Here is a 20,763-nt window from a genome sequence, read left to right on the forward strand (position 1 = left end):
TCAGGCGACGGCAACGACGTCGAGGATGCGCTGTACCACACGGTCCTGGTCGATGCCTGCCGCTTCAGCCTCGAAGGACAAAATGATGCGGTGGCGCAGCACGTCGAACAGCACGGCCTGGATGTCTTCCGGGCTGACGAAATCGCGGCCGGCGAGCCAGGCGTGGGCCCGGGCGCAGCGGTCCAGGGCAATGGAGCCGCGAGGGCTGGCGCCGTAGGCGATCCACTCGGCCATTTCTGGGTCGAACTTGGCCGGGGTGCGGGTGGCCATCACCAGTTGCACCAGGTATTCCTCCACCGCGTCGGCCATGTACAGGCCGAGGATTTCCTTGCGCGCGGCGAAGATCGCCTGCTGGCTGACCCGGCGCTCGGGCTTGGTCTCGCCATTCAGCGCTTCGCCGCGGGCTTGCTGGAGAATGCGGCGTTCCACGGCAGCGTCCGGGAAACCGATCTTGACGTGCATCAGAAAGCGGTCGAGCTGGGCTTCGGGCAGGGGATAGGTGCCTTCCTGCTCGATGGGGTTCTGGGTCGCCATCACCAGAAACAGCGGCGACAGTTCATAGGTGCTGCGGCCAACACTGACCTGACGCTCGGCCATGGCCTCCAGCAGCGCCGACTGGACCTTGGCCGGGGCACGGTTGATTTCGTCGGCCAGCACCAGGTTGTGGAAGATCGGGCCTTGCTGGAACACGAAGCTGCCGGTTTCCGGGCGATAGATCTCGGTGCCGGTGATGTCGGCGGGCAGCAGGTCGGGGGTGAACTGAATCCGATGGAATTGCGCTTCAATGCCTTCGGCCAACTCTTTGATGGCCTTGGTCTTGGCCAGTCCTGGAGCGCCCTCGACCAGCATGTGGCCGTCGGCGAGCAGGGCGATGAGCAAGCGCTCGATGAGTTTTTCCTGGCCGAGAATCTGCGTTGAAAGAAAGGTTCGCAGCGCCAATAGCGCTTCACGATGTTCCATCGGTGACTGTTCCTGGAGAGGGTGCGCCCCGGGCGTTGAAATAACGTCGGGGCTGGGGGCGATACTTTAATCCATAGCGGGGGTCGGCGACTAACGGGGAAAACCTGATTTAGCCAATTAGTCGAAAAAAATCCGTGTTTTATTCAGCCCCACGCGCCACCTCCCCGTAGGAGCCGGCTTGCCGGCGAAAGGGTCCTTGAGCCATGCATCGTTCTTGCGGACGCCTTCGCTGGCAAGCCAGCTCCTACGGAGGGACCGCGCAGCAGAAAGTTGTAGGAGCCGGCTTGCCGGCGAAGGGGCCCTTGAGCCGTGCATCGTTCCTGCGGACGAACGAGGGCGCTCAGGACAACTGGCTGATATAGGTGCCGGTGCCCTTGAGGATGTTCTGCAGGGTCGCTTCCACTTCGGCCAGGTCCGAGGCGGCGGTGCTGTGGCGGATTTCCAGGTGGTCGGAGCCGTTCAGGGCATCGGCGTCGGCCGCGGCGATTTCGATCAGCAGGGTGGTGGGGCTCAGGGTGACCTTGACGCCATCGAGGGTCGAGGGCTCGCCGTCGAGGGTGATTTCCAGTTCGTCCTCGTCCGGGTAGCGGCTCATCAGGAACATCTCGCCCTGGCTGCTGTGGCAGCAGAGCATGGCCATGTTGTCTTCTTCGTCGTCGCAAGGGTTGGCGATCAGGTGGGCAGTGGTCATGTGCATGGCGTATTCCTGGGGCTGGGGCCGGCAGCGGCCGGACGGTGCAAAAAGAAGCAATTCTGCCAGCCCGATGGAATTTCTGCTGGCCTGTCTGTCAGAGAACAGGTCGTGAACGCAAACCGCCTGCAGAGTCACTTCTGGTACGCAAGTACCGTGAAACCGGGAGAAAACCCTGATTTTTCTGTACTGGCTGCTAGTGTTGTTCAGGGCACCTTCAGCCGGTTGCGTGCCGTTGACCGAATATGTCGCAGCATCGCAAGCAGCTGTCGCGTTCCACTCGTTAAGCTGCGCAGCGGACAATTTGTTCTCAAGTGCAATAGGTTGCGTCTGATTTGCGATGGTCACCTGTAAAGGCATTGCGCGATATGCAAGCGCCAGTCGTTTTTGCAGATGCCCATCCCGGGAAGGTGAATGTGACCTGCGCGTCTCGTCCAGCTTCACCCACCTGGCATCCTGCAACCTCTGCCCGAGACTAGGAGCAGGATGCACCACCGCCCCGCAAGGGGTTTGCACGCGACGCTACCATCAATAACAAGCCCAAGCGGAGTACCACAGATGGCGTTCTTCACCGCAGCCAGCAAGGCCGACTTCCAGCACCAACTGCAAGCGGCACTGGCGCAGCACATCAGTGAACAGGCACTGCCACAAGTGGCGCTGTTCGCTGAACAATTCTTCGGCATCATTTCCCTGGACGAACTCACCCAGCGTCGCATGTCCGACCTGGCGGGCTGCACCCTTTCTGCCTGGCGCCTGCTTGAGCGCTTCGATCACGCGCAACCGCAAGTGCGCGTCTACAACCCCGATTACGAACGTCATGGCTGGCAGTCGACCCACACCGCGGTGGAAGTCCTGCACCATGACCTGCCGTTTTTGGTCGACTCGGTCCGCACCGAGCTCAACCGTCGCGGCTACAGCATCCACACCTTGCAGACCACCGTGCTCAGCGTACGTCGCGGCAGCAAGGGCGAGCTGCTGGAGATCCTGCCCAAGGGCACCCAGGGCGAGGGCGTGCAGCAAGAGTCGCTGATGTACCTGGAGATCGACCGCTGCGCCAACGCCGCCGAACTCAGCGTGCTGGGTAAGGAGCTGGAACAGGTACTGGGTGAAGTGCGCGTCGCCGTGGCCGACTTCGAGCCAATGAAGGCCAAGGTCCAGGAACTGATCGAAAGCATCGACAACAGCCAGTTCGCCATCGCTGCCGATGAAAAAACCGAGATCAAGAGCTTCCTGGAATGGCTGGTGGGCAACCACTTCACCTTCCTCGGCTACGAAGAGTTCGTGGTCGGCACCGATCAGGATGGCGGGCATATCGAATATGACCCGAGCTCGTTCCTCGGCCTGGCCAAGCTGCTGCGCGCCGGCCTCACCAGCGATGACCTGCGCATCGAAGACTACGCCGTCAACTACCTGCGCGAACCGACGCCGCTGTCGTTCGCCAAGGCCGCGCACCCGAGCCGCGTGCACCGTCCGGCCTACCCGGACTTCGTCTCGATCCGCCAGATCGATGCCGACGGCAAGGTGATCAAGGAATGCCGCTTCATGGGCCTCTACACCTCTTCGGTGTACGGCGAGAGCGTGCGAGTGATTCCCTACATCCGCCGCAAGGTCGAAGTCATCGAGCAGCGCTCGGGCTTCCAGGCCAAGGCGCACCTGGGCAAGGAACTGGCCCAGGTCCTGGAAGTGCTGCCACGGGACGATCTGTTCCAGACCCCGGTGGACGAGCTGTTCAGCACCGTGATGTCCATCGTGCAGATCCAGGAACGCAACAAGATCCGTGTGTTCCTGCGCAAAGACCCCTACGGTCGCTTCTGCTACTGCCTGGCCTACGTGCCGCGCGACATCTATTCCACTGAAGTGCGGCAGAAGATCCAGCAAGTGCTGATGGATCGCCTGCAAGCCACTGACTGTGAATTCTGGACCTTCTTCTCCGAGTCGGTGCTGGCCCGCGTGCAGTTGATCCTGCGGGTGGACCCGAAACAGCGCATCGACATCGATCCGCTGCTGTTGGAAAAAGAAGTGGTGCAGGCCTGCCGCAGCTGGCAGGACGACTACGCCAGCCTGGTGGTGGAAAGCTTCGGCGAAGCCCACGGCACCAATGTACTGGCGGACTTCCCCAAAGGCTTCCCGGCCGGCTACCGCGAGCGTTTTGCCGCGCACTCGGCCGTGGTGGACATGCAGCACCTGCTGAGCCTCACCGAAGCCAACCCGCTGGTGATGAGCTTCTACCAGCCCCTGGGCCAGGTCTCCGGCCAGCGCGAGCTGCATTGCAAGCTGTACCACGCCGACACCCCGCTGGCGCTGTCCGACGTGCTGCCGATCCTGGAAAACCTCGGTCTGCGGGTACTGGGTGAATTCCCCTATCGCCTGCGTCACAACAACGGCCGCGAGTACTGGATTCACGACTTCGCCTTCACCGCCGCCGAAGGCCTGGACCTGGACATCCAGCAGCTCAACGACACGCTGCAGGACGCCTTCGTCCACATCGTGCGTGGCGATGCCGAGAACGATGCCTTCAACCGCCTGGTGCTGACCGCCGGCCTGCCTTGGCGCGACGTGGCGCTGCTGCGTGCCTACGCCCGCTACCTGAAGCAGATCCGCCTGGGCTTCGACCTGGGCTACATCGCCAGCACCCTGAACAACCACACCGACATCGCCCGCGAGTTGACCCGGTTGTTCAAGACCCGTTTCTACCTGGCGCGCAAGCTCACCAGCGAAGACCTGGAAGACAAGCAGCAGCGTCTGGAGCAGGCGATCCTCACCGCCCTGGACGACGTTCAGGTGCTCAACGAAGACCGCATCCTGCGACGCTACCTGGACCTGATCAAGGCCACCCTGCGGACCAACTTCTACCAGACCGACGCCAATGGTCAGAACAAGTCCTACTTCAGCTTCAAGTTCAACCCGCACCTGATCCCCGAGCTGCCCAAGCCGGTGCCGAAGTTCGAAATCTTCGTCTACTCGCCACGGGTCGAAGGTGTGCACCTGCGCTTTGGCAACGTCGCTCGCGGCGGCCTGCGCTGGTCTGACCGTGAAGAAGACTTCCGTACCGAAGTCCTGGGCCTGGTAAAAGCTCAGCAAGTGAAGAACTCGGTGATTGTGCCGGTGGGTGCCAAGGGTGGTTTCCTGCCGCGTCGCCTGCCACTGGGCGGCAGCCGGGACGAGATCGCGGCCGAGGGCATCGCCTGCTACCGCATCTTCATTTCCGGCCTGTTGGACATCACCGACAACCTGAAAGACGGCGCCCTGGTGCCACCGGCCAACGTGGTGCGTCACGACAACGATGACCCGTACCTGGTGGTGGCGGCGGACAAAGGCACTGCGACTTTCTCCGACATCGCCAACGGCATCGCCATCGACTACGGGTTCTGGCTGGGTGACGCCTTCGCCTCCGGCGGTTCCGCCGGTTACGACCACAAGAAGATGGGCATCACCGCCAAGGGCGCGTGGGTCGGCGTACAGCGCCACTTCCGCGAGCGCGGCATCAATGTCCAGGAAGACAGCATCACCGTGGTCGGCGTCGGCGACATGGCCGGCGACGTGTTCGGCAACGGCTTGCTGATGTCCGACAAGCTGCAACTGGTGGCCGCGTTCAACCACCTGCACATCTTCATCGACCCGAACCCGAACCCGGCCACCAGCTTCGTCGAGCGCCAGCGCATGTTCGAGCTGCCGCGTTCGGCCTGGACCGACTACGACACCAGCATCATGTCCGAAGGCGGCGGCATCTTCTCGCGCAGCGCGAAGAGCATCGCCATCTCGCCACAGATGAAAGAACGCTTCGACATCCAGGCCGACAAGCTGACCCCGACCGAACTGCTCAACGCCTTGCTCAAGGCGCCGGTGGACCTGTTGTGGAACGGCGGTATCGGCACCTACGTCAAGGCCAGCACCGAGAGCCACGCCGACGTCGGCGACAAGGCCAACGACGCGCTGCGGGTCAACGGCAACGAGCTGCGCTGCAAAGTGGTGGGCGAGGGCGGCAACCTGGGCATGACCCAGCTGGGTCGTGTGGAGTTCGGCCTCAATGGCGGCGGTTCCAACACCGACTTCATCGACAACGCCGGTGGCGTGGACTGCTCCGACCACGAAGTGAACATCAAGATCCTGCTCAACGAAGTGGTGCAGGCCGGCGACATGACCGACAAGCAGCGCAACCAGCTGCTGGCCAGCATGACCGACGAAGTCGGTGGCCTGGTGTTGGGCAACAACTACAAGCAGACCCAGGCCCTGTCCCTGGCCGCGCGCCGTGCCTACGAGCGTGCCGCCGAGTACAAGCGCCTGATGAGCGACCTGGAAGGCCGTGGCAAGCTGGACCGCGCCATCGAGTACCTGCCGACCGAGGAGCAGCTCACCGAGCGCGCCGCGACCGGCAAGGGCCTGACCCGTCCAGAGCTGTCGGTGCTGATTTCCTACAGCAAGATCGACCTCAAGGAAGCCCTGCTCAAGTCCCTGGTGCCGGATGACGACTACCTGACCCGTGACATGGAGACCGCGTTCCCGCCAAGCCTGGTGGCCAAGTTCTCCGAAGCCATGCGTCGCCATCGTCTGAAGCGCGAGATCGTCAGCACCCAGATCGCCAACGACCTGGTCAACCACATGGGCATCACCTTCGTGCAGCGCCTGAAGGAGTCCACCGGCATGAGCCCGGCGAACGTCGCCGGTGCCTACGTGATCGTGCGGGACATCTTCCACCTGCCGCACTGGTTCCGTCAGATCGAAGCCCTGGATCACCAGGTCTCGGCTCAGGTGCAACTGGAACTGATGGACGAGCTGATGCGTCTGGGCCGTCGGGCGACCCGCTGGTTCCTGCGCAGCCGTCGCAACGAGCAGGATGCGGCGCGCGACGTCGCGCACTTCGGTCCGCACCTGGCGGCGCTGGGCCTCAAGCTCGACGAACTGCTGGAAGGCCCGACCCGTGAAGGCTGGCAGAACCGTTACCAGGCCTATGTCGAAGCCGGTGTGCCGGAGTTGCTGGCGCGCATGGTGGCAGGCACTACCCACCTGTACACCCTGCTGCCGATCATCGAAGCCGCCGACGTGACCGGTCAGAGCGCAGCCGATGTGGCCAAAGCCTACTTCGCCGTGGGCAGCGCCCTGGACTTGCCGTGGTACCTGCAGCAGATCAGCGATCTGCCGGTGGGCAACAACTGGCAGGCCCAGGCCCGTGAAGCCTTCCGCGATGACGTGGACTGGCAGCAACGGGCGATCACCATCAAGGTTCTGCAGATGGCCGATGCGCCGGACGACATGGAAGCCCGCGTGGCCCTGTGGCTGGAGCAGAACGCGAGCATGGCCGATCGCTGGCGCGCAATGATGGTGGAAATCCGTGCCGCCAGCGGCACCGACTACGCCATGTATGCAGTGGCCAACCGGGAACTGCTGGACCTGGCCATGAGCGGTCAGTCGGTGCTGTAACGGCCTGACCCCGCCCTGAACCAAAAAAGCCCCGTATCTTGCGATACGGGGCTTTTTTATTGCCTGCCGATTGCGTCGGCAAGCGGGTGCTGGGTGGCGCTTAGCGGGCCTTGGCCGAGGCGTCCTGCTCGACCACCATGTCCAGCACGTAGACCGTGGACGGGGCATCGGCAGGCGGGTTCTTCCATTCGTACTGCTTGACGCGCAGCACGTTACGCACGCCGTCCTGATGCTCGTAACCCTCGATGGACTGGTACAGCGGATGCCAGTTGTCCTGGGTCGGCAGTTGCAGGCCTGCGGCATCGTAGCGGCGCTCACGCACTTGCAGGCACTGGAAGTCGGGGATCAGCGGGTGGCTGCACTTGACGGTCTTGGCGGCCACTTCCAGGAAGCGGGTCTCGCCCTGGCTGCCGTAGCGGGTCTCGGGGGTGGGCTGGCCTTCGAACTTGAGCTGGGTGCCGTCCTGGGTGGTCAGTTGCAGGGTCGGCGTCGATTCGCCGCCGCCGAAAGTGCTGCGCAGGTCGCCTTTGAACAGACGGCCGACTTCGGCGTCCAGGGTCATCAGGCTCGGGTCGCAGGCCATCATGGTCGAGGCCAGGGGCTGCACCTTGAGCACGCCGTTTGCAGACTGGAAGCCGCCGAACTGGCGGTTGCAGCCGCCGCTGATGTTGAGGTTCTGCCCGACGAAGGTCAGGCGCAACTGACGCTCGATGCCCTTGTTCAGGGCGGCAACGGGTTTGCCCGCCGCGTCGCTGGCCGAGACCAGTTGCCAGTAGTAGGCAGCCAGTGCTGGCTGGGCGCTGACGGATGCAGTGCTGGCGGGCATGGAAGAGGATCCTTCAGGGGGAGTGGACGCCGGGGTGCAGGCCTGGAGCAGGGCGGCACAGACGGATACGAGGAGGATGTTTTGCTTCATGGTTCGCTCTTTCAGCCTTGATGGAGTATGACCTGCGGCATTGGCGGCAGGCCCAGGCCGGTAACCTGGGGCAGTCAATCAGGCGTCCGATGCGTGGCGCCCGCCACCTGGGCCGGGCGCCGCCGGACGACCGCTGCCGGTACCGATTGCGATGTGACAGCACTGTGCCAGTTCGGTTTCATGGCCGGTGGCTCCCGGGAGTGTAACCAAATCTTGCACGCGCGCTGCGAACAGGCCTCGCACCTTGCGCTGCGCCGCCCACTGCCCAGGGCTTACCAGAACCAGTAAGGCAGGAATTTGGGCGTGGGCTCGTTGGCCAGTTCCAGGTGATAGGTGATGGCGTTGAAGAAGAACCCATCCAGCAAGAGAAACGCCGCCACGCCGAACGCCAGGACGATCACCTCGTAATGCCGGTGTTCGGCGTATTGCCGGCCGATCCAGTAGCGCACGCCGCTGAGCAGGGCAAAGCTTGCGAACACACCGGCGAAGTTGGGCTGCAAGGGCTGGGCGGCAAAAGCGTTGTAGCCCAGCACCAGCAGCGCCAGGACCGCGCCGCTGGCCGGCAGGTTCAGGCACAGGCGCAGCAGGCGTTTGCGGGTGGTGCTGAACAGGCCGTTGGGGTCGACGAATATATAGGCCGCCAGCAGGGAAATGGCCGGGGTGATGGACACGATGTAACGCGCCTTCTTCGAGTTGGGAACGGTGAAGAACACAATCAGCACCAAGAACCAGGCGCCAAGGTACAGCAGCAGGCGCGGTGCCGACGGCGGCGGGGCGCTGAACCCCTGCCTGGCGCTTCTGGCCATGACGCAGAGGGCGTAGAACGCGGTGACGCTGTAGGTGACCAGCCCGACGCTGAAGTAGAAGTAATAGCGTGGCGAGTGATCGCTGGCGATTCGGCCCAGGCCCTGCATCTCCAGCACTTGCTGCATGAAAGTCTCGCCGCCCTGCACATGGGCGGCCCAGGCCAGCAGGGCGACCCCGGCGAGAAACAGCAGGCCGCTCAGCAATGAGAACCCGAACAGTCTGCGCGACTGTCGGCTCAGCAGGTAATAGGTGCCGACCACCAGCGCCGGGCCGATCATGCCAATGGGCCCGCGCAGGGCAAAGCCCAGGATCAGGCCGAGGAACACCAGCGCCAGGCGTCCGCGCTGTTGCTTGAGATCGGCGGTGTAGGCCAGGTAGAAGCAGCTCACGGTGATCAGGGCCGGATAGATGTCCAGGGCCAGGGAGTTGACGCTGTCCAGGAACGCCCAGGTGAACAGTGCAAAGAGCACGCCGCAGACGCCCCATTTCTGCTCATGCAGGGCCCCCAGCTTGTAGATGAACACCAGCATCAGCGACGCGGCAATGCACAGAGGCAGGCCCATCGACAGCACGGACAGCTGGCCGAAGGGCAGCGACGCCAGGTAGACCAGCACCGTGTTGACAACGGTGTAGTCGGGATACGGCTGCAGATCGTCGGCGATGGGGAACAGCGTCATGCCGTGCTGCAGCATGTAGTCGGCGAAGTCGACGAAGCGCGTGGTGTAGTTGAGGACTGCAGGCTTGTACTGCAGGCCCATGAACAGCACGAGGGCCACCAGGAAAATACTCAGGGCGGGTCGTTGCCAGATTTGTCTTTGAACGCTTTCCATGCTCTCAACACACACAAAAATACTGACGATACGGTGGCCAGTAGGCGAACGCCAAGCACGCATGGCGGCGTGGGACGTTGCTGGCACCGGTGTTTAAGGTGCAGCAATCTAGCGCGGCAGACGTTAACGGCCGGTATACGGGCAGTGTCCCGGTAATAGGCCGCATGAGGCGCGAGGAAATGCCCTCAGGGTCGTTGCGGCTTGACCGACGTGCCGAGGGTATTGCCCATGCGCACGCTGGTGGCGGCCGGTGTCGAGAGCCCGACCTGGTTCGGCGGGCGCTTGTGCACCGGGTTCTCCATGGCCTGCTGATTGGCCTGGGCTGCCTTGACGGCGTCCGGGTTGTTGCCCATCTGTTTGCTCAGGCAGTTGTAGTCGGGAGCCTTGTAGCCGCCGACGCTGACTTCCACGCAACCTTCGCTGGCTTCCTCGGCCTGCACCGTCCAGGGCAGGGCGCACAGCAGCAACAAGGTGACGGCGTATTGGCTTGAACGATTCATCCTGGCCTCCTGGCAGGCCCGGGAAAGCGGGCCTCGATGCCGGCCGAGTGTAGTGCAAACCGATGACTGGAAAAGTGATGGTTTTTTTGCCGTGGCCGTAACACCAGATTCATAAACTGGCCTCAGGATGACGCTTTTAGGGATTGGACTGCAGTGCAGCGACACAGCGCGCAGGTCGGGCGATGGACTTCATTGCACGGGGGCTTGGCGACCTGTGTGCTGGGGCTTGTGCTGCTGGCACCGATGCCGCAGGGCTGGGGCCAGCCTGCTGTCGAGGGACCACCCCGGGTGGATTCCCAGACCCTGCTGGCGCTGGAGATTCCGGCGCAGAGCCTGGTGGATGCCCTGGAGCTGTTCAGCCGCGCCACAGGGATGGCGGTGCTGGTGGATCGGGAGTTGACCCGGGGGCGGCGTTCGGTGGGGATCAAGGGCCGCTACAGCGCTCGGGAGGGGTTGAGTCGCCTGCTGGCAGGCAGTGGCCTGATGGCCCGTTATGCCCGCAGCGATGCCTTCACCCTGCAGGTGCCGGAGGCGACGCCGGCCACGCCGTTACAGGGTGCGGGAAGCAGTCGGGCGGCGCGGCTCAACAGCAGTTATGCCAGTGCCGTGCAACAGGCGGTGGAGCACAGCCTGTGTGGTTCGGCGCTGACCCGTCCGGGCAGCTTTCGCGCCTTGCTGCAACTGTGGATCGGCGCCGATGGCACGGTGCAGCACAGCCGTCTGGTGAGCTCCACCGGCGATCCGCAACGGGATGAGGCCTTGGTGCAGCGCCTGGCCGATACCCGGGTTCAGCGCCAGGCACCCAGCTCGCTGCGCCAGCCGCTGACCTTACTCTTGATACCGGACACAACAGGGAAACGCATGGACTGCAGGGAATGGGAAGGAGCTTCCGGGGTATGAAAAATACCGGACAGAGTGCGATGGTCAGGCTGTTCCTGACGTCCTACGAGGACTTTCGGGTGCGCTTGCGCAGACGCCTGGGTTCCGAGGACCTGGCCAACGACGTCCTGCATGAAACCTACCTGCGGGTCGACCGCATGGAAGAGCCGCCCAACCTGCTGCAACCCAATGCCTACCTCTATCGCATGGCCCTGAACATTGCCGCCGACCGCCGCCAGTCCGACGCCCGGCTGCTGACCGGCGACGAGGTCGAGGAACTGCTGCACATCGCCGATGACACCCAGGACCCGTCGCGGGTGGTGGGCGGCCAGAAAGAAATCCAGACCCTGCTCAAGGCCCTCTACGAACTGCCGGCGCGGCGGCGCAAGATCTTTATTGCGGCGCGCCTGGAAGAGGCGCCGCACCTGGAAATTTCCCAGCGTTTCGGCATTTCCACACGGATGGTGGAGAAGGAAATCAAGGCTGCCCTGGGCCATTGCGCCTTGCGCCTTGAAAGAAAAGTCATTCAGCGGTTCGGTCCCGGGGCCGGAAAACTGTCCTAGACAATGAGTCCCTGATCAATCCGTGAGTACCTGCGCGCTTGAACATTTTTAGCATCTCCACTCCCCAGGCCTCGGCGGACCCGCAACTGCTGAGGGAAGCCCGGGACTGGCTGGTCCTCCTGACCTCGGGTCGGGCCACCGTGGCCGACGCCCGGGCACTGCGCCAGTGGTGCGCGCAAAGCCCGCAGCACGCGGCCGCCTTCGAGCACACCAAGGCCCTGTGGCACTGCCTGCAACCGGCAGCCCAGCAGCTGGAGCAACAGTCCCGGCCCCGGCACTTGGGGCGTCGGGCTTTTCTGGGCGGGGCGATTGCGGCCTCGGCGGCGCTGTTCATGGTCCGGCTCACCGTCCCGGGTGGCTTTGCCGGGCTGACCGCGGATTTCGCCACCGAAGTCGGCGAGCAGCGGCGGGTGGACTTGGCCGAGGGCGTGAGCCTGGAGCTCAATACCCAGACCCGCATCAGCCGCCGCGACCCGGGCGCGGGCGAGCAGGGCATCGAGCTGCTGGAGGGCGAGGTGGAAGTCTTCAGCCACGGCACCCAGCCGCTCAAGGTCCAGGCCGGTGATGGCTGGCTGAGTGCGCGTCAGGCGCGCTTCAATTTGCGCAATACCGATCATCAGGTGTGCGTGACCTGCATCGAAGGCAGCCTGCAAGTGGCAGTGGCGGGGCGCAGTATTCGCCTGGACAGTGGTCGGCAACTGACCTACGACGCCAGGGCGGTGGGTGAGCCGATCGCCGTGGACCCCCGCAGCGTGATCGCCTGGCGCGAACAGGTGCTGGTGTTCGACAACGCCAGCCTCAACACCGTGATCAGCGAGATCAACCGCTATCGTCCGGGGATGCTGGTGCTGCTCAATGCCGAGTTGGGCCAGCGCAAGGTCCAGGCGCGCTTCAACCTCAACCAGTTGGCGGGCGTGGCCTTGCTGATCCGTGACGCCTATGGTGCCAAATGCACCGAACTGCCGGGCGGCGTTGTCCTGCTGAGCTGACACGGCCCCACCCGCACCGCCTGATTGCCTGATGCGCTGCGGGGTACGCCGGAGAAGAGGCCGGTGGGCTTTCCGCAATTTCCGGATCGATGTTGCCTGGCCGCTGCGCGGTTCGCCGGCAAGCCGGCTCCTACAAGGGTGTGGGTGTCGGTAGGAGCTGGCTTGCCAGCGAAGAGGGCGGTGGGCTCGCCGACAACTCCCGGATCGACAGTGCCTGGCCGCTACGGGGTGAGCGGGCCCAGCACCTGGCGGTAGCGTTCTTCGCCCTGGGGCGTTTGTCGCACCAGGCGGATTTCCAGGCCCGGGGGATTGTCCTGGCGATTGCCACTGAGTTGACGCCAGCCTTTGTCAGGGTTCCAGACCCGTACCTGCAAGTCGCTGACCCGGCCGAGCACGGCCACCCCGTTCTTGGGTGCCGGCAAGGGGTAGCGGTCCCGAACCTCGGCCTCGGCGCGGTACAGGGTGTCGCCCTTGAGCCACCAGCGCACGCGTTGCAAGCCGACCCCCGGAGCGGGTGCGCTGCGGATCACTTCCAGGCGAAAGCCCTTGCTGTCGGAGCTGCGCACGCTCAGTGGGGCGGGGCTGTCGGGTTCGGCTTCGTCGCTTTCTCCCAGGCTCGGTTCGCGCAACTGGGAACCGGCCCGCAAGGCTACGTCGCGCTCCAGCTGATTGAGGCTGCGCAGCAGTTCTTCGGTCTGTTCGGTGCTGGCTCGCAGATGGCCGTCGGCCCGGGTGACGCTGTCCAGGCCGCGCCAGGCAATCAGGCTGACCAGCGCCATGAGCATGATCGCCACCATCACCTCGATCAGGGTAAAGCCGCGTTGTGTCGTCATGGCTGGCTCACCACCCGCAACTGGCCGCTGGCGCTGCGCTCCACCCGAAGGCTGTTCTGGCCGTCGGACAGCACCACCTGCAGCGGCGGGTTGATCCATTCGGCGTTCAGTACCAGGCGCTGCCTGGGCTCGATATGCACCTGCAGCGCCGGGCTTTGCCAGGGCCGTGGCCGCAATTGCCGGTCGTGGCGAAAGTCGTCGATGCCGTTGCCCTGGTCCTCGCGGCGGCTGAAGGTGTAGCCCTTGGCCGTGGCCCGCCAGGTGATCGGCCGGCCATCGGCCCGGGCTTCGGCCTGGGCCACTTGCAGCAACTGGGCCAGGCCTTCGGCGTCCTTGCGCAGGGTCTGCAGCGGATCGGGCCTGATGCTCAAGCCCACGGCGGCGCTGGCGATGCCGATGATCACCAGCACCACCATCAGTTCGATCAGGGTGAAGCCCTGTTGCTTGCCTGTGTGTCGCACCTTGTGCTCCTTGGCGACGGGACGGGCCCGTCCGATGCAGATGATCGTGCAGTGAAATAAAACCGTGAGAATTGAGCTGTAGGCTGTGGCAACGGACAAACAGGAGGTCCCGCCGATGCTACGTGCCATGTCATTTCCGTCGCGCCTTGACGCCCCCCGGCTGCTGCAATACGCGGCGTTGCTGGCGGCCCTGGCCGGTGTCGCCACCTGGTCGTCGCTGCTGCTGACCCCGGCGCAGTCCCAGCCCCCGGCGGTGGCGCCCCAGGTGCTTGCCGCGCGCTCCGACAACCCGGCCTTGCAGTGGTTTGCCAACCAGCCGGTCCAGGTGGAGATCAAGGTGTCCGGGGTCATGGCTGGCGCCCAGGGCGCGGTGGCAATCCTCAGCCTGAACGACGGTCCACCGCGCAGCTTCCTGGCCGGCGAGCAACTGACCCAGGGGGTGCGCCTGGCGGCCGTCGAAGCCGACGGCGTGCTGATCGAGCGCGGCGGCGAGCAGTCGCGGGTCAAGGTCAGCAAGTTGCCGGACTCGCCGCTGCTGCCACGGCTGACCCGTTGAGCCTCATTGGCGCGGTGCCTGGGGCCGGCTGACCAGGGTTTCCAGGCGGGCCAGGGGCGGCGCTTCGCGGCTGCGGTCACGCACCTGGACACTGACCCGCAACAGTCCGGGCACGGTTGCGGTGCCAATCGCCTGTTCGCAGCGCAGCTTCAGGCGCCCCTGGTCGCAATCGACGCTCTTCAATCCGCTGGGCAAACGGCCTTCCAGGCGCAACTCGGCGAGCCGGCTCTGCGCTGCCAGCAAGGCCAGGGACTTGTCCCGCAGCAGACCGTTGCTCTGGGTCATCAGCCCGGCCACGCGCACCGCTGCGGCCATCGCCACGGCAATGATGGCCAGGGCCACCAGCACCTCGATCAGGGTAAATCCAGCTTGTTTGGACAAGGCTCGCATGGGCCCCTCGAGACTGGGAAACAGTCTCGCAGACTAGCCTGCAGGCTTGACCGAATGGCGACTGAAACTCCCGAGGTTTTTCAATACCACTGACATATCTTCTTGCAACACTGCGCGACGAATCGAACTCAAGCCAAGGAATGTCGAGATGGATATCGCGCCTGTCACCTCAACCGCTCCACCCCGAAGCCAGCGTGGCTTCACCCTGATCGAGATCATGGTGGTGGTGGTCATCCTCGGGATTCTTGCGGTGATGGTGGTGCCCAAGGTCCTGGACCGTCCGGACCAGGCTCGGGCCACGGCGGCCAAGCAGGATATCGCCGGCCTGATGCAAGCCCTGAAGCTGTATCGCCTCGACCACGGCAGCTACCCGAACATGAACCAGGGCCTCAAGGTGCTGGTGGAGCGTCCGGCCAATGTCAAGGACAGCAACTGGCGCTCCTACCTGGAGCGGCTGCCCAACGATCCCTGGGGCCGTCCCTATCACTACCTCAACCCGGGGGCCAATGGTGAGGTGGATGTGTTCTCCCTCGGTGCCGACGGCCAGCCCGATGGCGACGGTGTGAATGCCGATATCGGCTCCTGGCAGCTGTAAGGCCGGCCATGAACAGCCATTCGCCCAATGCGGCGAAGCAGCGTGGCATGGCCATTATCAGCGCCTTGCTGATCGCCGCGGTGGTGGCGGTGATTGCCGCTGCCATGCTCTCCCGGCAAAGCACCTTTACCCGCACCGTGGAAGCCGAGCAGGCGCGGGTGATGGGGATCGGGGTGTTGCAGGGCGGCCTGGAATACAGCCGGCAATTGCTGTGGGACGCCCGTCAGCGCGATGTCCTGACCCGACTCGACCAGGCCTGGGCACGGCCCATCGGCGATCAGGCCCTGGGCGGCTTCAACGCTGGGTTCCAGGGGCGCCTGCAAGACCTGCAAGGCAAGTTCAACCTGCGCAATCTGGTGTTCAACCAGCAAGTGGACCCGGTGCAGTTGCAGGCCTTCGAACAGCTGTGTCAGCTGATCGGCATCGACAGCGCCCTGAGCCGCCGCATCAGCCAGCGGGTGATCGCTTCCTATCCCCAGCGCTTGGGCAGCACACCGCCCGCTGCCAGCCACCCGGGCAGCTTCAACAGCGGTCGCCTGACGTCCCCGGGCGCAGCGACCCAGACCTTGCCGCCCCGTCAGCCGATGCTGCGCAGCCTGGACGACCTGCGCGGCATCCAGGGTCTGGACCAGGCCCGGCTGGCCCGTCTTGAACCCTACGTCAGCATCCTGCCGGGCAACACCTGGATCAACGGCAACACCGCCAGTGCCGAGGTACTGACGGCGGCGGTGCCGGGGCTGCCACTGTCCCGGGCCAAGGCCCTGGTGGCGGAACGCGATGCCGGGCACTGGTTCATCAATCGTGGCGACTTCCTCAACCGTCTGCGCATGCCCCATCTTGCGGTGGAGCAGATCAAGGTCGGCATCACCAGCGAATGGTTCCTGCTCCAGGGCCAGGCTCGCCGCGATCAGCGTCGGGTCAGCCTGGAGGCCCTGTTGCACCGTCCCGAGGACCGCATGCCCCAGGTGATCTGGTCGCGGGTGGGGGCATGAGTCGCTTGCGTATCGCCTTGCCGCCCCTGGCCGAGTTGCTCGCGGCTGAACCGCCATTGGCCAGCCCGGTGGACTTCGCCCGGCTCGATCGCAGTGGGCGGGTCGGGGAGATCGGCCGCTGTCCCCTGGGGCAACTGGCCCAGGGTGACAAACCGGTGCCGGTGGAGTGCTTCCTGCATCCGCTGGACAGCCTGCTGACCCAGATCGAGTTGCCTCAGTTGCCGGCGGCGCGGATCAAGGCCGCGGTGGACTGCGCTGCCCAGGCGCTGATCCTCGGCCCCAGTGAGCAGATGCATGTGGCCCATGGCGCCCGGGATGCCCAGGGACAGGTGGCCCTGAGCTGGTTGCCCAAGACCGCACTGCAGGCCCTGGGACGTGTGTTGGCAGAGGCCGGACTGAAGCTTCAGGGGCTGTACCCGGCGCCTTATGCCTTGCCGGTGCCACCGTCGGGGCAAGCCAACCTGTGCCTGCTCGATGGCCAGCTACTGCTGCGCCAGAGCAGCGGGCAGGGCAGCGTGCAGCCGCTGGTGGAAGAAACCCTGGAACAGTTGCAGGCCTCGGGCTGCGAGGTGGGCTGGATCGGCGATGCCGCGCCGCCGGCCTGCCAGCCGCTGCCGGCCGAGCAACGCTGGAGTGGTCCGCTGCCGGGATGGGGCTTGCACGCCGGCGCGGTGGCGGGGGGCGTGAAGGCCCAAGGCTGGGGCCGGGCCCTGGGTTGCTGCGCCCTGGCAGTGCTCATCTGGATCGTGGGGCTGAACCTGTATGCCGCCCGTGAGGCCGAACAGGGCCAGCGGCTCAAGGCGCAGATGAGTCAGCGGGTCAGGCAGGTGTTCCCCCAGTTGCCGGTGGTGCTCAATCCCTTGCAGCAGGCCCGCCAGCAACTGGCGGCGCAGCAGAGCGGGGCGGCGGCCCCGACCCAGGTGTTCACCCGCCTGTTGCAACAGGCCGGTAGCGCCATGCCCTTTATGGTGGGCAGCGTGCAGAGCCTGAGTTTTGCCGAGGAGCGCTTGCAGCTGGAGCTGCTGCCGGACACGCCCAAGAGCGCCGACAGCGGCTGGCAGGGCGCCTTGACCCAGGCCGGCTACAGCATCCGAGCCGAAGGCAATGGCTGGAGCCTGAGCCCGGCCGCAGACGAGCCGGCCAACGTCGCCGACACCCCCCCGGGAGCTGAAGATGAATAAGGCCATGCTGGCGCAGTATCAGGCGCGTTGGTCGCGCCTGCGGACCCAGGCCCAGGGCCATTGGAGCACTCTGGCGCCAAGGGAAAAACGCCTGCTCAGCGCCACCGCCCTGGGCGTGCTGGGGCTGCTGCTGTGGTGGCTGTTGATCCAGCCGCCGCTGAAGAAGATCGACTACTGGCAAGCCGAGACGCCGAAGCTGCGCGCCCAGGCCGAGGCCCTGGAGGTGCTGTTGCACGAGGCGGCGGGCAGCAACAGCCGTGGCACTAGCCTTGAGCAATCCTTGCGCCAGACCCTGGATGGGGCCGGGCTCAAGGACCACTACCAGTTGCAACAGCCTGATGAAGCCGGCCCCCAGAGCTGGCGTTTGACCTTTGAGCAGGCCCCGGCGGATGCCGTGGTCGGCTGGCTGCTGGGGGCTCCCCGGCAGCTTTCACTGCAGGTGGTGGAGGCCCGTCTGCAACGCGCAGCCGCGGCCGCCGCCCAAGACTCGGCAGGCACACTGTCCGGGACCGTTCGCATGGATCAGGCGCAGGGCGCTAAGGAAGCTTCATGAAGTGGTCAGGTTGCAATTACGTGCGCCAGTGTCGCAAGGCCGCACCTTTTCTGTTGCTGGCGTTGGGGGCCTGCAGCAACACCCCGTCCACCACGCCGCCGCCCTTGCTGGTGGACAGCGAACTGGGCCAGCCCCTGGCCGATACCCGGCGCAGCGGCGATGCCCTGTTGGATCGCCAGCGCTTGCAGGCACAACAGGCTCAACGACCTAAGGTCCTGCACCCGGTGACCAACAGCAGTCGCGGCCACGGCAGCCCGCGCAGCACCAGCGTGCCGCGCAACCCCCTGGGGGATCAGCCGGTGCAACTGAACTTCGTCGATGCCGATATCCAGGCGGTGGTACGGGCCTTGTCCCGCTCCACCGGCCAGCAGTTCCTGGTGGACCCGCGGGTCAAGGGCAACCTGACCCTGGTCAGCGAAGGCCAGGTGCCGGCCCATCAGGCCTACGACATGCTGCTGGCGGCGCTGCGCATGCAGGGCTTTTCCGTGGTGGACGTGGGCGGCGTGGCCCAGGTGGTGCCCGAGGCCGACGCCAAGCTGCTGGGCGGGCCGATCTACAGCGCCGACAAGCCGATGGGCAACGGCATGCTGACCCGCACCTTTCGCCTGCAATACGAAAATGCGGTGAACCTGATCCCGGTGCTACGGCCCATCGTTTCGCCGAACAACCCGATCAACGCCTACCCGGGCAACAACAGCATCGTGGTCACCGACTATGCCGAGAACCTGCAGCGAGTCGCGCAGATCATCGACGGCATCGACACCCCCAGCGCCATCGACACCGATGTGGTAGCGGTGCAGAACGGCATCGCCGTGGACATTGCCACCATGGTGGCCGAACTGCTGGAAACCCAGGGCGGCGACCAGACCCAGAAAATCAGCGTGATCGGCGACCCGCGCTCCAACTCCATCATCATCCGTGCCGGCAGCCCGGAGCGCACCGAGCTGGCGCGCAACCTGATCTACAAACTGGACAATGCCCAGAGCAACCCGAGCAACCTGCACGTGGTCTACCTGCGCAACGCCCAGGCCGGCAAGCTGGCCCAGGCCCTGCGCGGGCTGCTGACCGGCGAAAGCGACAGCGGCGGCAACGACGGCGCCCGGGCCATGCTCAGCGGCATGGGCGGCAACAGCCAGAGCGGCCAGAGCCCGACTCAGAACAGCAGCGGCACGCCCACCGGCAGTGGCAACGTCAGCAGCAGTGGCGGCAGCGCCTACGGCCAGGGCAGCAACTCCGGCAGCGGCTTGAGCGGCACTGGCCAGGCAACGGATCAGAATACCGCCTTCAGCGCCGGCGGGGTCACCATCCAGGCCGACGCCACCACCAACACCTTGCTGATCTCCGCCCCGGACCCGCTGTACCGCAACCTGCGGGAAGTCATCGACCAGCTCGACCAGCGTCGCGCCCAAGTGGTGATCGAGAGCCTGATCGTCGAAGTCGGCGAGGACGATGCCAGCGAATTCGGCGTGCAATGGCAGGCCGGCAACCTCGGTGGGCGTGGCGGCTTTGGCGGGGTCAACCTCGGCGGCAGCGGGCTGGTGGGCACCCCGGCCAGCAAGACCAGCATCGACGTATTGCCCAAGGGCCTGAACATCGGCGTGGTCAACGGCACCGTGGACATCCCGGGGATCGGCAAGGTGCTGGACCTCAAGGTCCTGGCCCGGGCGTTGAAGAGCAAGGGCGGAACCAACGTGTTGTCGACGCCGAATCTTTTGACCCTGGATAACGAGGCAGCGAGCATTTTTGTTGGCCAGACCATTCCCTTTGTTACCGGCAGTTATGTCACCGGAGGCGGCGGCACCAGCAACAACCCGTTCCAGACCGTGCAGCGCGAAGAAGTGGGTCTCAAGCTCAATGTGCGGCCGCAGATTTCCGAGGGTGGCACGGTCAAACTGGACATCTACCAGGAAGTCAGCAGCGTCGATCCCCGTGCCTCGGTGGATGCCGGGACCGTGACCAACAAACGTGCGATCGATACCAGCATCCTCTTGGATGACGGGCAGATCATGGTGCTGGGCGGGTTGCTGCAGGACGGTTATAGCCAGAGCAATGACGCGGTGCCGTGGTTGTCGAACATTCCCGGGCTGGGGGCGTTGTTTCGCAATGAGAAGCGCAGCATTACCAAGACCAACCTGATGGTGTTCCTGCGGCCTTACATCATTCGTGACAGTGGCGCGGGGCGCAGCATTACCCTCAATCGTTACGACTTCATGCGCCGGGCGCAGGGGGAGTTGCAGCCGGAGCGCAGTTGGGCGATGCCGGATATGCAGGCGCCGCAGTTGCCTTCGGCGGCGAAGGCGATTCCGGGGGCGGTGCCGGTGTCGTTGCAGACGCCTGGGGCTGGGCAGGGGCCGCGGGCGACGATCAGGGCGGTGCCGGTGCAATGAATGGGGGCAGATTCGTTTATGGCGAGGGGGTGGGGGACATATCCGGTGCTGCGGGTGTAGCCACTTATGGTTCCGCTTTTACAGCGGGGGATGGGGGACATATTGGGTACATATCCATTCCTGCGGGTGTGGCCACTTATGGTTTCGCCCTTACGGCGAGTCCCTTTTTACAAACGCCTAAAAAGGAACCAAAAACGCTTGCCCCTCCATGGGCCCCTCGCTGGAGCTCGGGGTTCCCTCGCTCCGGCATTGCTCCGGGGGC

The 20,763-nt window shown here is 64.9% G+C and carries 18 protein-coding genes; 10 read left to right on the top strand and 8 right to left on the bottom strand.

Features of this window, described 5'->3' with window-relative positions; all coding sequences use genetic code 11:
• Both FW796_RS31385 and FW796_RS31390 read right to left on the bottom strand, forming a co-directional pair.
• The gene (locus tag FW796_RS31385) at nucleotides 1-960 is read right to left on the bottom strand and encodes an AAA family ATPase (protein WP_003218556.1); all 960 of its coding nucleotides are present in this window, start codon (nucleotides 958-960) and stop codon (nucleotides 1-3) included.
• A gap of 340 nt (nucleotides 961-1,300) precedes the next feature.
• Nucleotides 1,301-1,657 carry a hypothetical protein gene (locus tag FW796_RS31390; protein WP_346636333.1) on the bottom strand — a complete coding sequence of 119 codons (357 nt, stop codon included), beginning with the start codon at nucleotides 1,655-1,657 and terminating at the stop codon, nucleotides 1,301-1,303.
• A 552-nt stretch (nucleotides 1,658-2,209) separates the two neighbouring features.
• Between FW796_RS31390 and FW796_RS31395 the strand changes: the two genes are divergently transcribed.
• Nucleotides 2,210-7,069 carry an NAD-glutamate dehydrogenase gene (locus FW796_RS31395; RefSeq protein ID WP_346636332.1) on the top strand — a complete coding sequence of 1,620 codons (4,860 nt, stop codon included), beginning with the start codon at nucleotides 2,210-2,212 and terminating at the stop codon, nucleotides 7,067-7,069.
• A gap of 100 nt (nucleotides 7,070-7,169) precedes the next feature.
• Here FW796_RS31395 and FW796_RS31400 read toward each other — a convergent pair whose 3' ends face one another.
• The 3 genes from FW796_RS31400 to FW796_RS31410 all read right to left on the bottom strand — a co-directional run bounded on the left by FW796_RS31400 (nucleotide 7,170) and on the right by FW796_RS31410 (nucleotide 10,122).
• Nucleotides 7,170-7,895 (bottom strand): DUF4377 domain-containing protein, encoded by a 726-nt coding sequence (locus FW796_RS31400; protein ID WP_446440668.1) that lies wholly within the window; start codon nucleotides 7,893-7,895, stop codon nucleotides 7,170-7,172.
• A 362-nt stretch (nucleotides 7,896-8,257) separates the two neighbouring features.
• Nucleotides 8,258-9,622: a hypothetical protein gene (locus tag FW796_RS31405; protein ID WP_446440669.1), complete on the bottom strand. Its 1,365-nt coding sequence runs from the start codon at nucleotides 9,620-9,622 to the stop codon at nucleotides 8,258-8,260.
• Nucleotides 9,623-9,807: 185 nt separating this feature from the next.
• Nucleotides 9,808-10,122 carry a hypothetical protein gene (locus FW796_RS31410; protein ID WP_446440670.1) on the bottom strand — a complete coding sequence of 105 codons (315 nt, stop codon included), beginning with the start codon at nucleotides 10,120-10,122 and terminating at the stop codon, nucleotides 9,808-9,810.
• A 243-nt stretch (nucleotides 10,123-10,365) separates the two neighbouring features.
• Here FW796_RS31410 and FW796_RS31415 point away from each other — a divergent pair, with 243 nt between their 5' ends.
• Genes FW796_RS31415 through FW796_RS31425 form a run of 3 tightly spaced genes read left to right on the top strand, consistent with a single transcriptional unit; the run spans nucleotide 10,366 to nucleotide 12,553 of the window.
• Nucleotides 10,366-11,022 (top strand): STN domain-containing protein, encoded by a 657-nt coding sequence (locus FW796_RS31415; protein WP_346636345.1) that lies wholly within the window; start codon nucleotides 10,366-10,368, stop codon nucleotides 11,020-11,022.
• Nucleotides 11,019-11,564, top strand: coding sequence for an RNA polymerase sigma factor (locus FW796_RS31420; RefSeq protein ID WP_123725113.1), 546 nt, complete (start codon nucleotides 11,019-11,021; stop codon nucleotides 11,562-11,564). The genes FW796_RS31415 and FW796_RS31420 overlap by 4 nt, the downstream gene beginning before the upstream one ends.
• A gap of 38 nt (nucleotides 11,565-11,602) precedes the next feature.
• A complete protein-coding gene (locus tag FW796_RS31425; protein WP_346636328.1) occupies nucleotides 11,603-12,553 on the top strand; it encodes a FecR family protein in 951 nt (316 codons plus the stop codon).
• Nucleotides 12,554-12,774: 221 nt separating this feature from the next.
• Here the strand turns inward: FW796_RS31425 and FW796_RS31430 are convergent, their stop codons facing one another.
• Together FW796_RS31430 and gspH are read right to left on the bottom strand one after the other, a co-directional pair.
• Nucleotides 12,775-13,386, bottom strand: a complete 612-nt coding sequence (locus FW796_RS31430) for a type II secretion system protein GspJ (protein WP_404936998.1) — start codon at nucleotides 13,384-13,386, stop codon at nucleotides 12,775-12,777.
• The gene (gene gspH, locus FW796_RS31435) at nucleotides 13,383-13,847 is read right to left on the bottom strand and encodes a type II secretion system minor pseudopilin GspH (protein ID WP_446440671.1); all 465 of its coding nucleotides are present in this window, start codon (nucleotides 13,845-13,847) and stop codon (nucleotides 13,383-13,385) included. Before gspH ends, FW796_RS31430 begins: the two co-directional genes overlap by 4 nt.
• A gap of 127 nt (nucleotides 13,848-13,974) precedes the next feature.
• Between gspH and FW796_RS31440 the strand changes: the two genes are divergently transcribed.
• Nucleotides 13,975-14,403 (top strand): type II secretion system protein N, encoded by a 429-nt coding sequence (locus tag FW796_RS31440; RefSeq protein WP_404940028.1) that lies wholly within the window; start codon nucleotides 13,975-13,977, stop codon nucleotides 14,401-14,403.
• Nucleotides 14,404-14,406: 3 nt separating this feature from the next.
• Here FW796_RS31440 and gspI read toward each other — a convergent pair whose 3' ends face one another.
• The gene (gene gspI / locus FW796_RS31445; RefSeq protein WP_404936997.1) at nucleotides 14,407-14,793 is read right to left on the bottom strand and encodes a type II secretion system minor pseudopilin GspI; all 387 of its coding nucleotides are present in this window, start codon (nucleotides 14,791-14,793) and stop codon (nucleotides 14,407-14,409) included.
• Nucleotides 14,794-14,941: 148 nt separating this feature from the next.
• On the opposite strand from gspI, the gene gspG reads away from it, so the two are divergent.
• Genes gspG through gspD form a run of 5 tightly spaced genes read left to right on the top strand, consistent with a single transcriptional unit; the run spans nucleotide 14,942 to nucleotide 20,501 of the window.
• Nucleotides 14,942-15,388, top strand: coding sequence for a type II secretion system major pseudopilin GspG (gene gspG / locus FW796_RS31450; protein ID WP_446440672.1), 447 nt, complete (start codon nucleotides 14,942-14,944; stop codon nucleotides 15,386-15,388).
• A gap of 8 nt (nucleotides 15,389-15,396) precedes the next feature.
• On the top strand, nucleotides 15,397-16,380 hold the full coding sequence (gene gspK / locus FW796_RS31455) for a type II secretion system minor pseudopilin GspK (RefSeq protein ID WP_346636323.1): 984 nt from the start codon (nucleotides 15,397-15,399) through the stop codon (nucleotides 16,378-16,380).
• The gene (gene gspL, locus FW796_RS31460; RefSeq protein ID WP_446440673.1) at nucleotides 16,377-17,561 is read left to right on the top strand and encodes a type II secretion system protein GspL; all 1,185 of its coding nucleotides are present in this window, start codon (nucleotides 16,377-16,379) and stop codon (nucleotides 17,559-17,561) included. Before gspK ends, gspL begins: the two co-directional genes overlap by 4 nt.
• Nucleotides 17,554-18,114, top strand: coding sequence for a type II secretion system protein GspM (gene gspM / locus FW796_RS31465; RefSeq protein WP_446440674.1), 561 nt, complete (start codon nucleotides 17,554-17,556; stop codon nucleotides 18,112-18,114). Before gspL ends, gspM begins: the two co-directional genes overlap by 8 nt.
• Nucleotides 18,111-20,501 (top strand): type II secretion system secretin GspD, encoded by a 2,391-nt coding sequence (gene gspD, locus FW796_RS31470; RefSeq protein WP_346636320.1) that lies wholly within the window; start codon nucleotides 18,111-18,113, stop codon nucleotides 20,499-20,501. The genes gspM and gspD overlap by 4 nt, the downstream gene beginning before the upstream one ends.
• The last annotated feature ends 262 nt before the right edge of the window (nucleotides 20,502-20,763 follow it).

The sequence above is a fragment of the Pseudomonas sp. 910_21 genome (assembly GCF_052850735.1).

Coding starts and splice junctions, on each gene's coding strand:
- FW796_RS31385 (WP_003218556.1), bottom strand. CDS start 960: ATGGAACATCGTGAAGCGCTATTGGCGCTGCGAACCTTTCTTTCAACG.
- FW796_RS31390 (WP_346636333.1), bottom strand. CDS start 1,657: ATGCACATGACCACTGCCCACCTGATCGCCAACCCTTGCGACGACGAA.
- FW796_RS31395 (WP_346636332.1), top strand. CDS start 2,210: ATGGCGTTCTTCACCGCAGCCAGCAAGGCCGACTTCCAGCACCAACTG.
- FW796_RS31400 (WP_446440668.1), bottom strand. CDS start 7,895: ATGCCCGCCAGCACTGCATCCGTCAGCGCCCAGCCAGCACTGGCTGCC.
- FW796_RS31405 (WP_446440669.1), bottom strand. CDS start 9,622: ATGGAAAGCGTTCAAAGACAAATCTGGCAACGACCCGCCCTGAGTATT.
- FW796_RS31410 (WP_446440670.1), bottom strand. CDS start 10,122: ATGAATCGTTCAAGCCAATACGCCGTCACCTTGTTGCTGCTGTGCGCC.
- FW796_RS31415 (WP_346636345.1), top strand. CDS start 10,366: ATGCCGCAGGGCTGGGGCCAGCCTGCTGTCGAGGGACCACCCCGGGTG.
- FW796_RS31420 (WP_123725113.1), top strand. CDS start 11,019: ATGAAAAATACCGGACAGAGTGCGATGGTCAGGCTGTTCCTGACGTCC.
- FW796_RS31430 (WP_404936998.1), bottom strand. CDS start 13,386: ATGACGACACAACGCGGCTTTACCCTGATCGAGGTGATGGTGGCGATC.
- FW796_RS31440 (WP_404940028.1), top strand. CDS start 13,975: ATGTCATTTCCGTCGCGCCTTGACGCCCCCCGGCTGCTGCAATACGCG.
- gspI (WP_404936997.1), bottom strand. CDS start 14,793: ATGCGAGCCTTGTCCAAACAAGCTGGATTTACCCTGATCGAGGTGCTG.
- gspG (WP_446440672.1), top strand. CDS start 14,942: ATGGATATCGCGCCTGTCACCTCAACCGCTCCACCCCGAAGCCAGCGT.
- gspK (WP_346636323.1), top strand. CDS start 15,397: ATGAACAGCCATTCGCCCAATGCGGCGAAGCAGCGTGGCATGGCCATT.
- gspL (WP_446440673.1), top strand. CDS start 16,377: ATGAGTCGCTTGCGTATCGCCTTGCCGCCCCTGGCCGAGTTGCTCGCG.
- gspM (WP_446440674.1), top strand. CDS start 17,554: ATGAATAAGGCCATGCTGGCGCAGTATCAGGCGCGTTGGTCGCGCCTG.
- gspD (WP_346636320.1), top strand. CDS start 18,111: ATGAAGTGGTCAGGTTGCAATTACGTGCGCCAGTGTCGCAAGGCCGCA.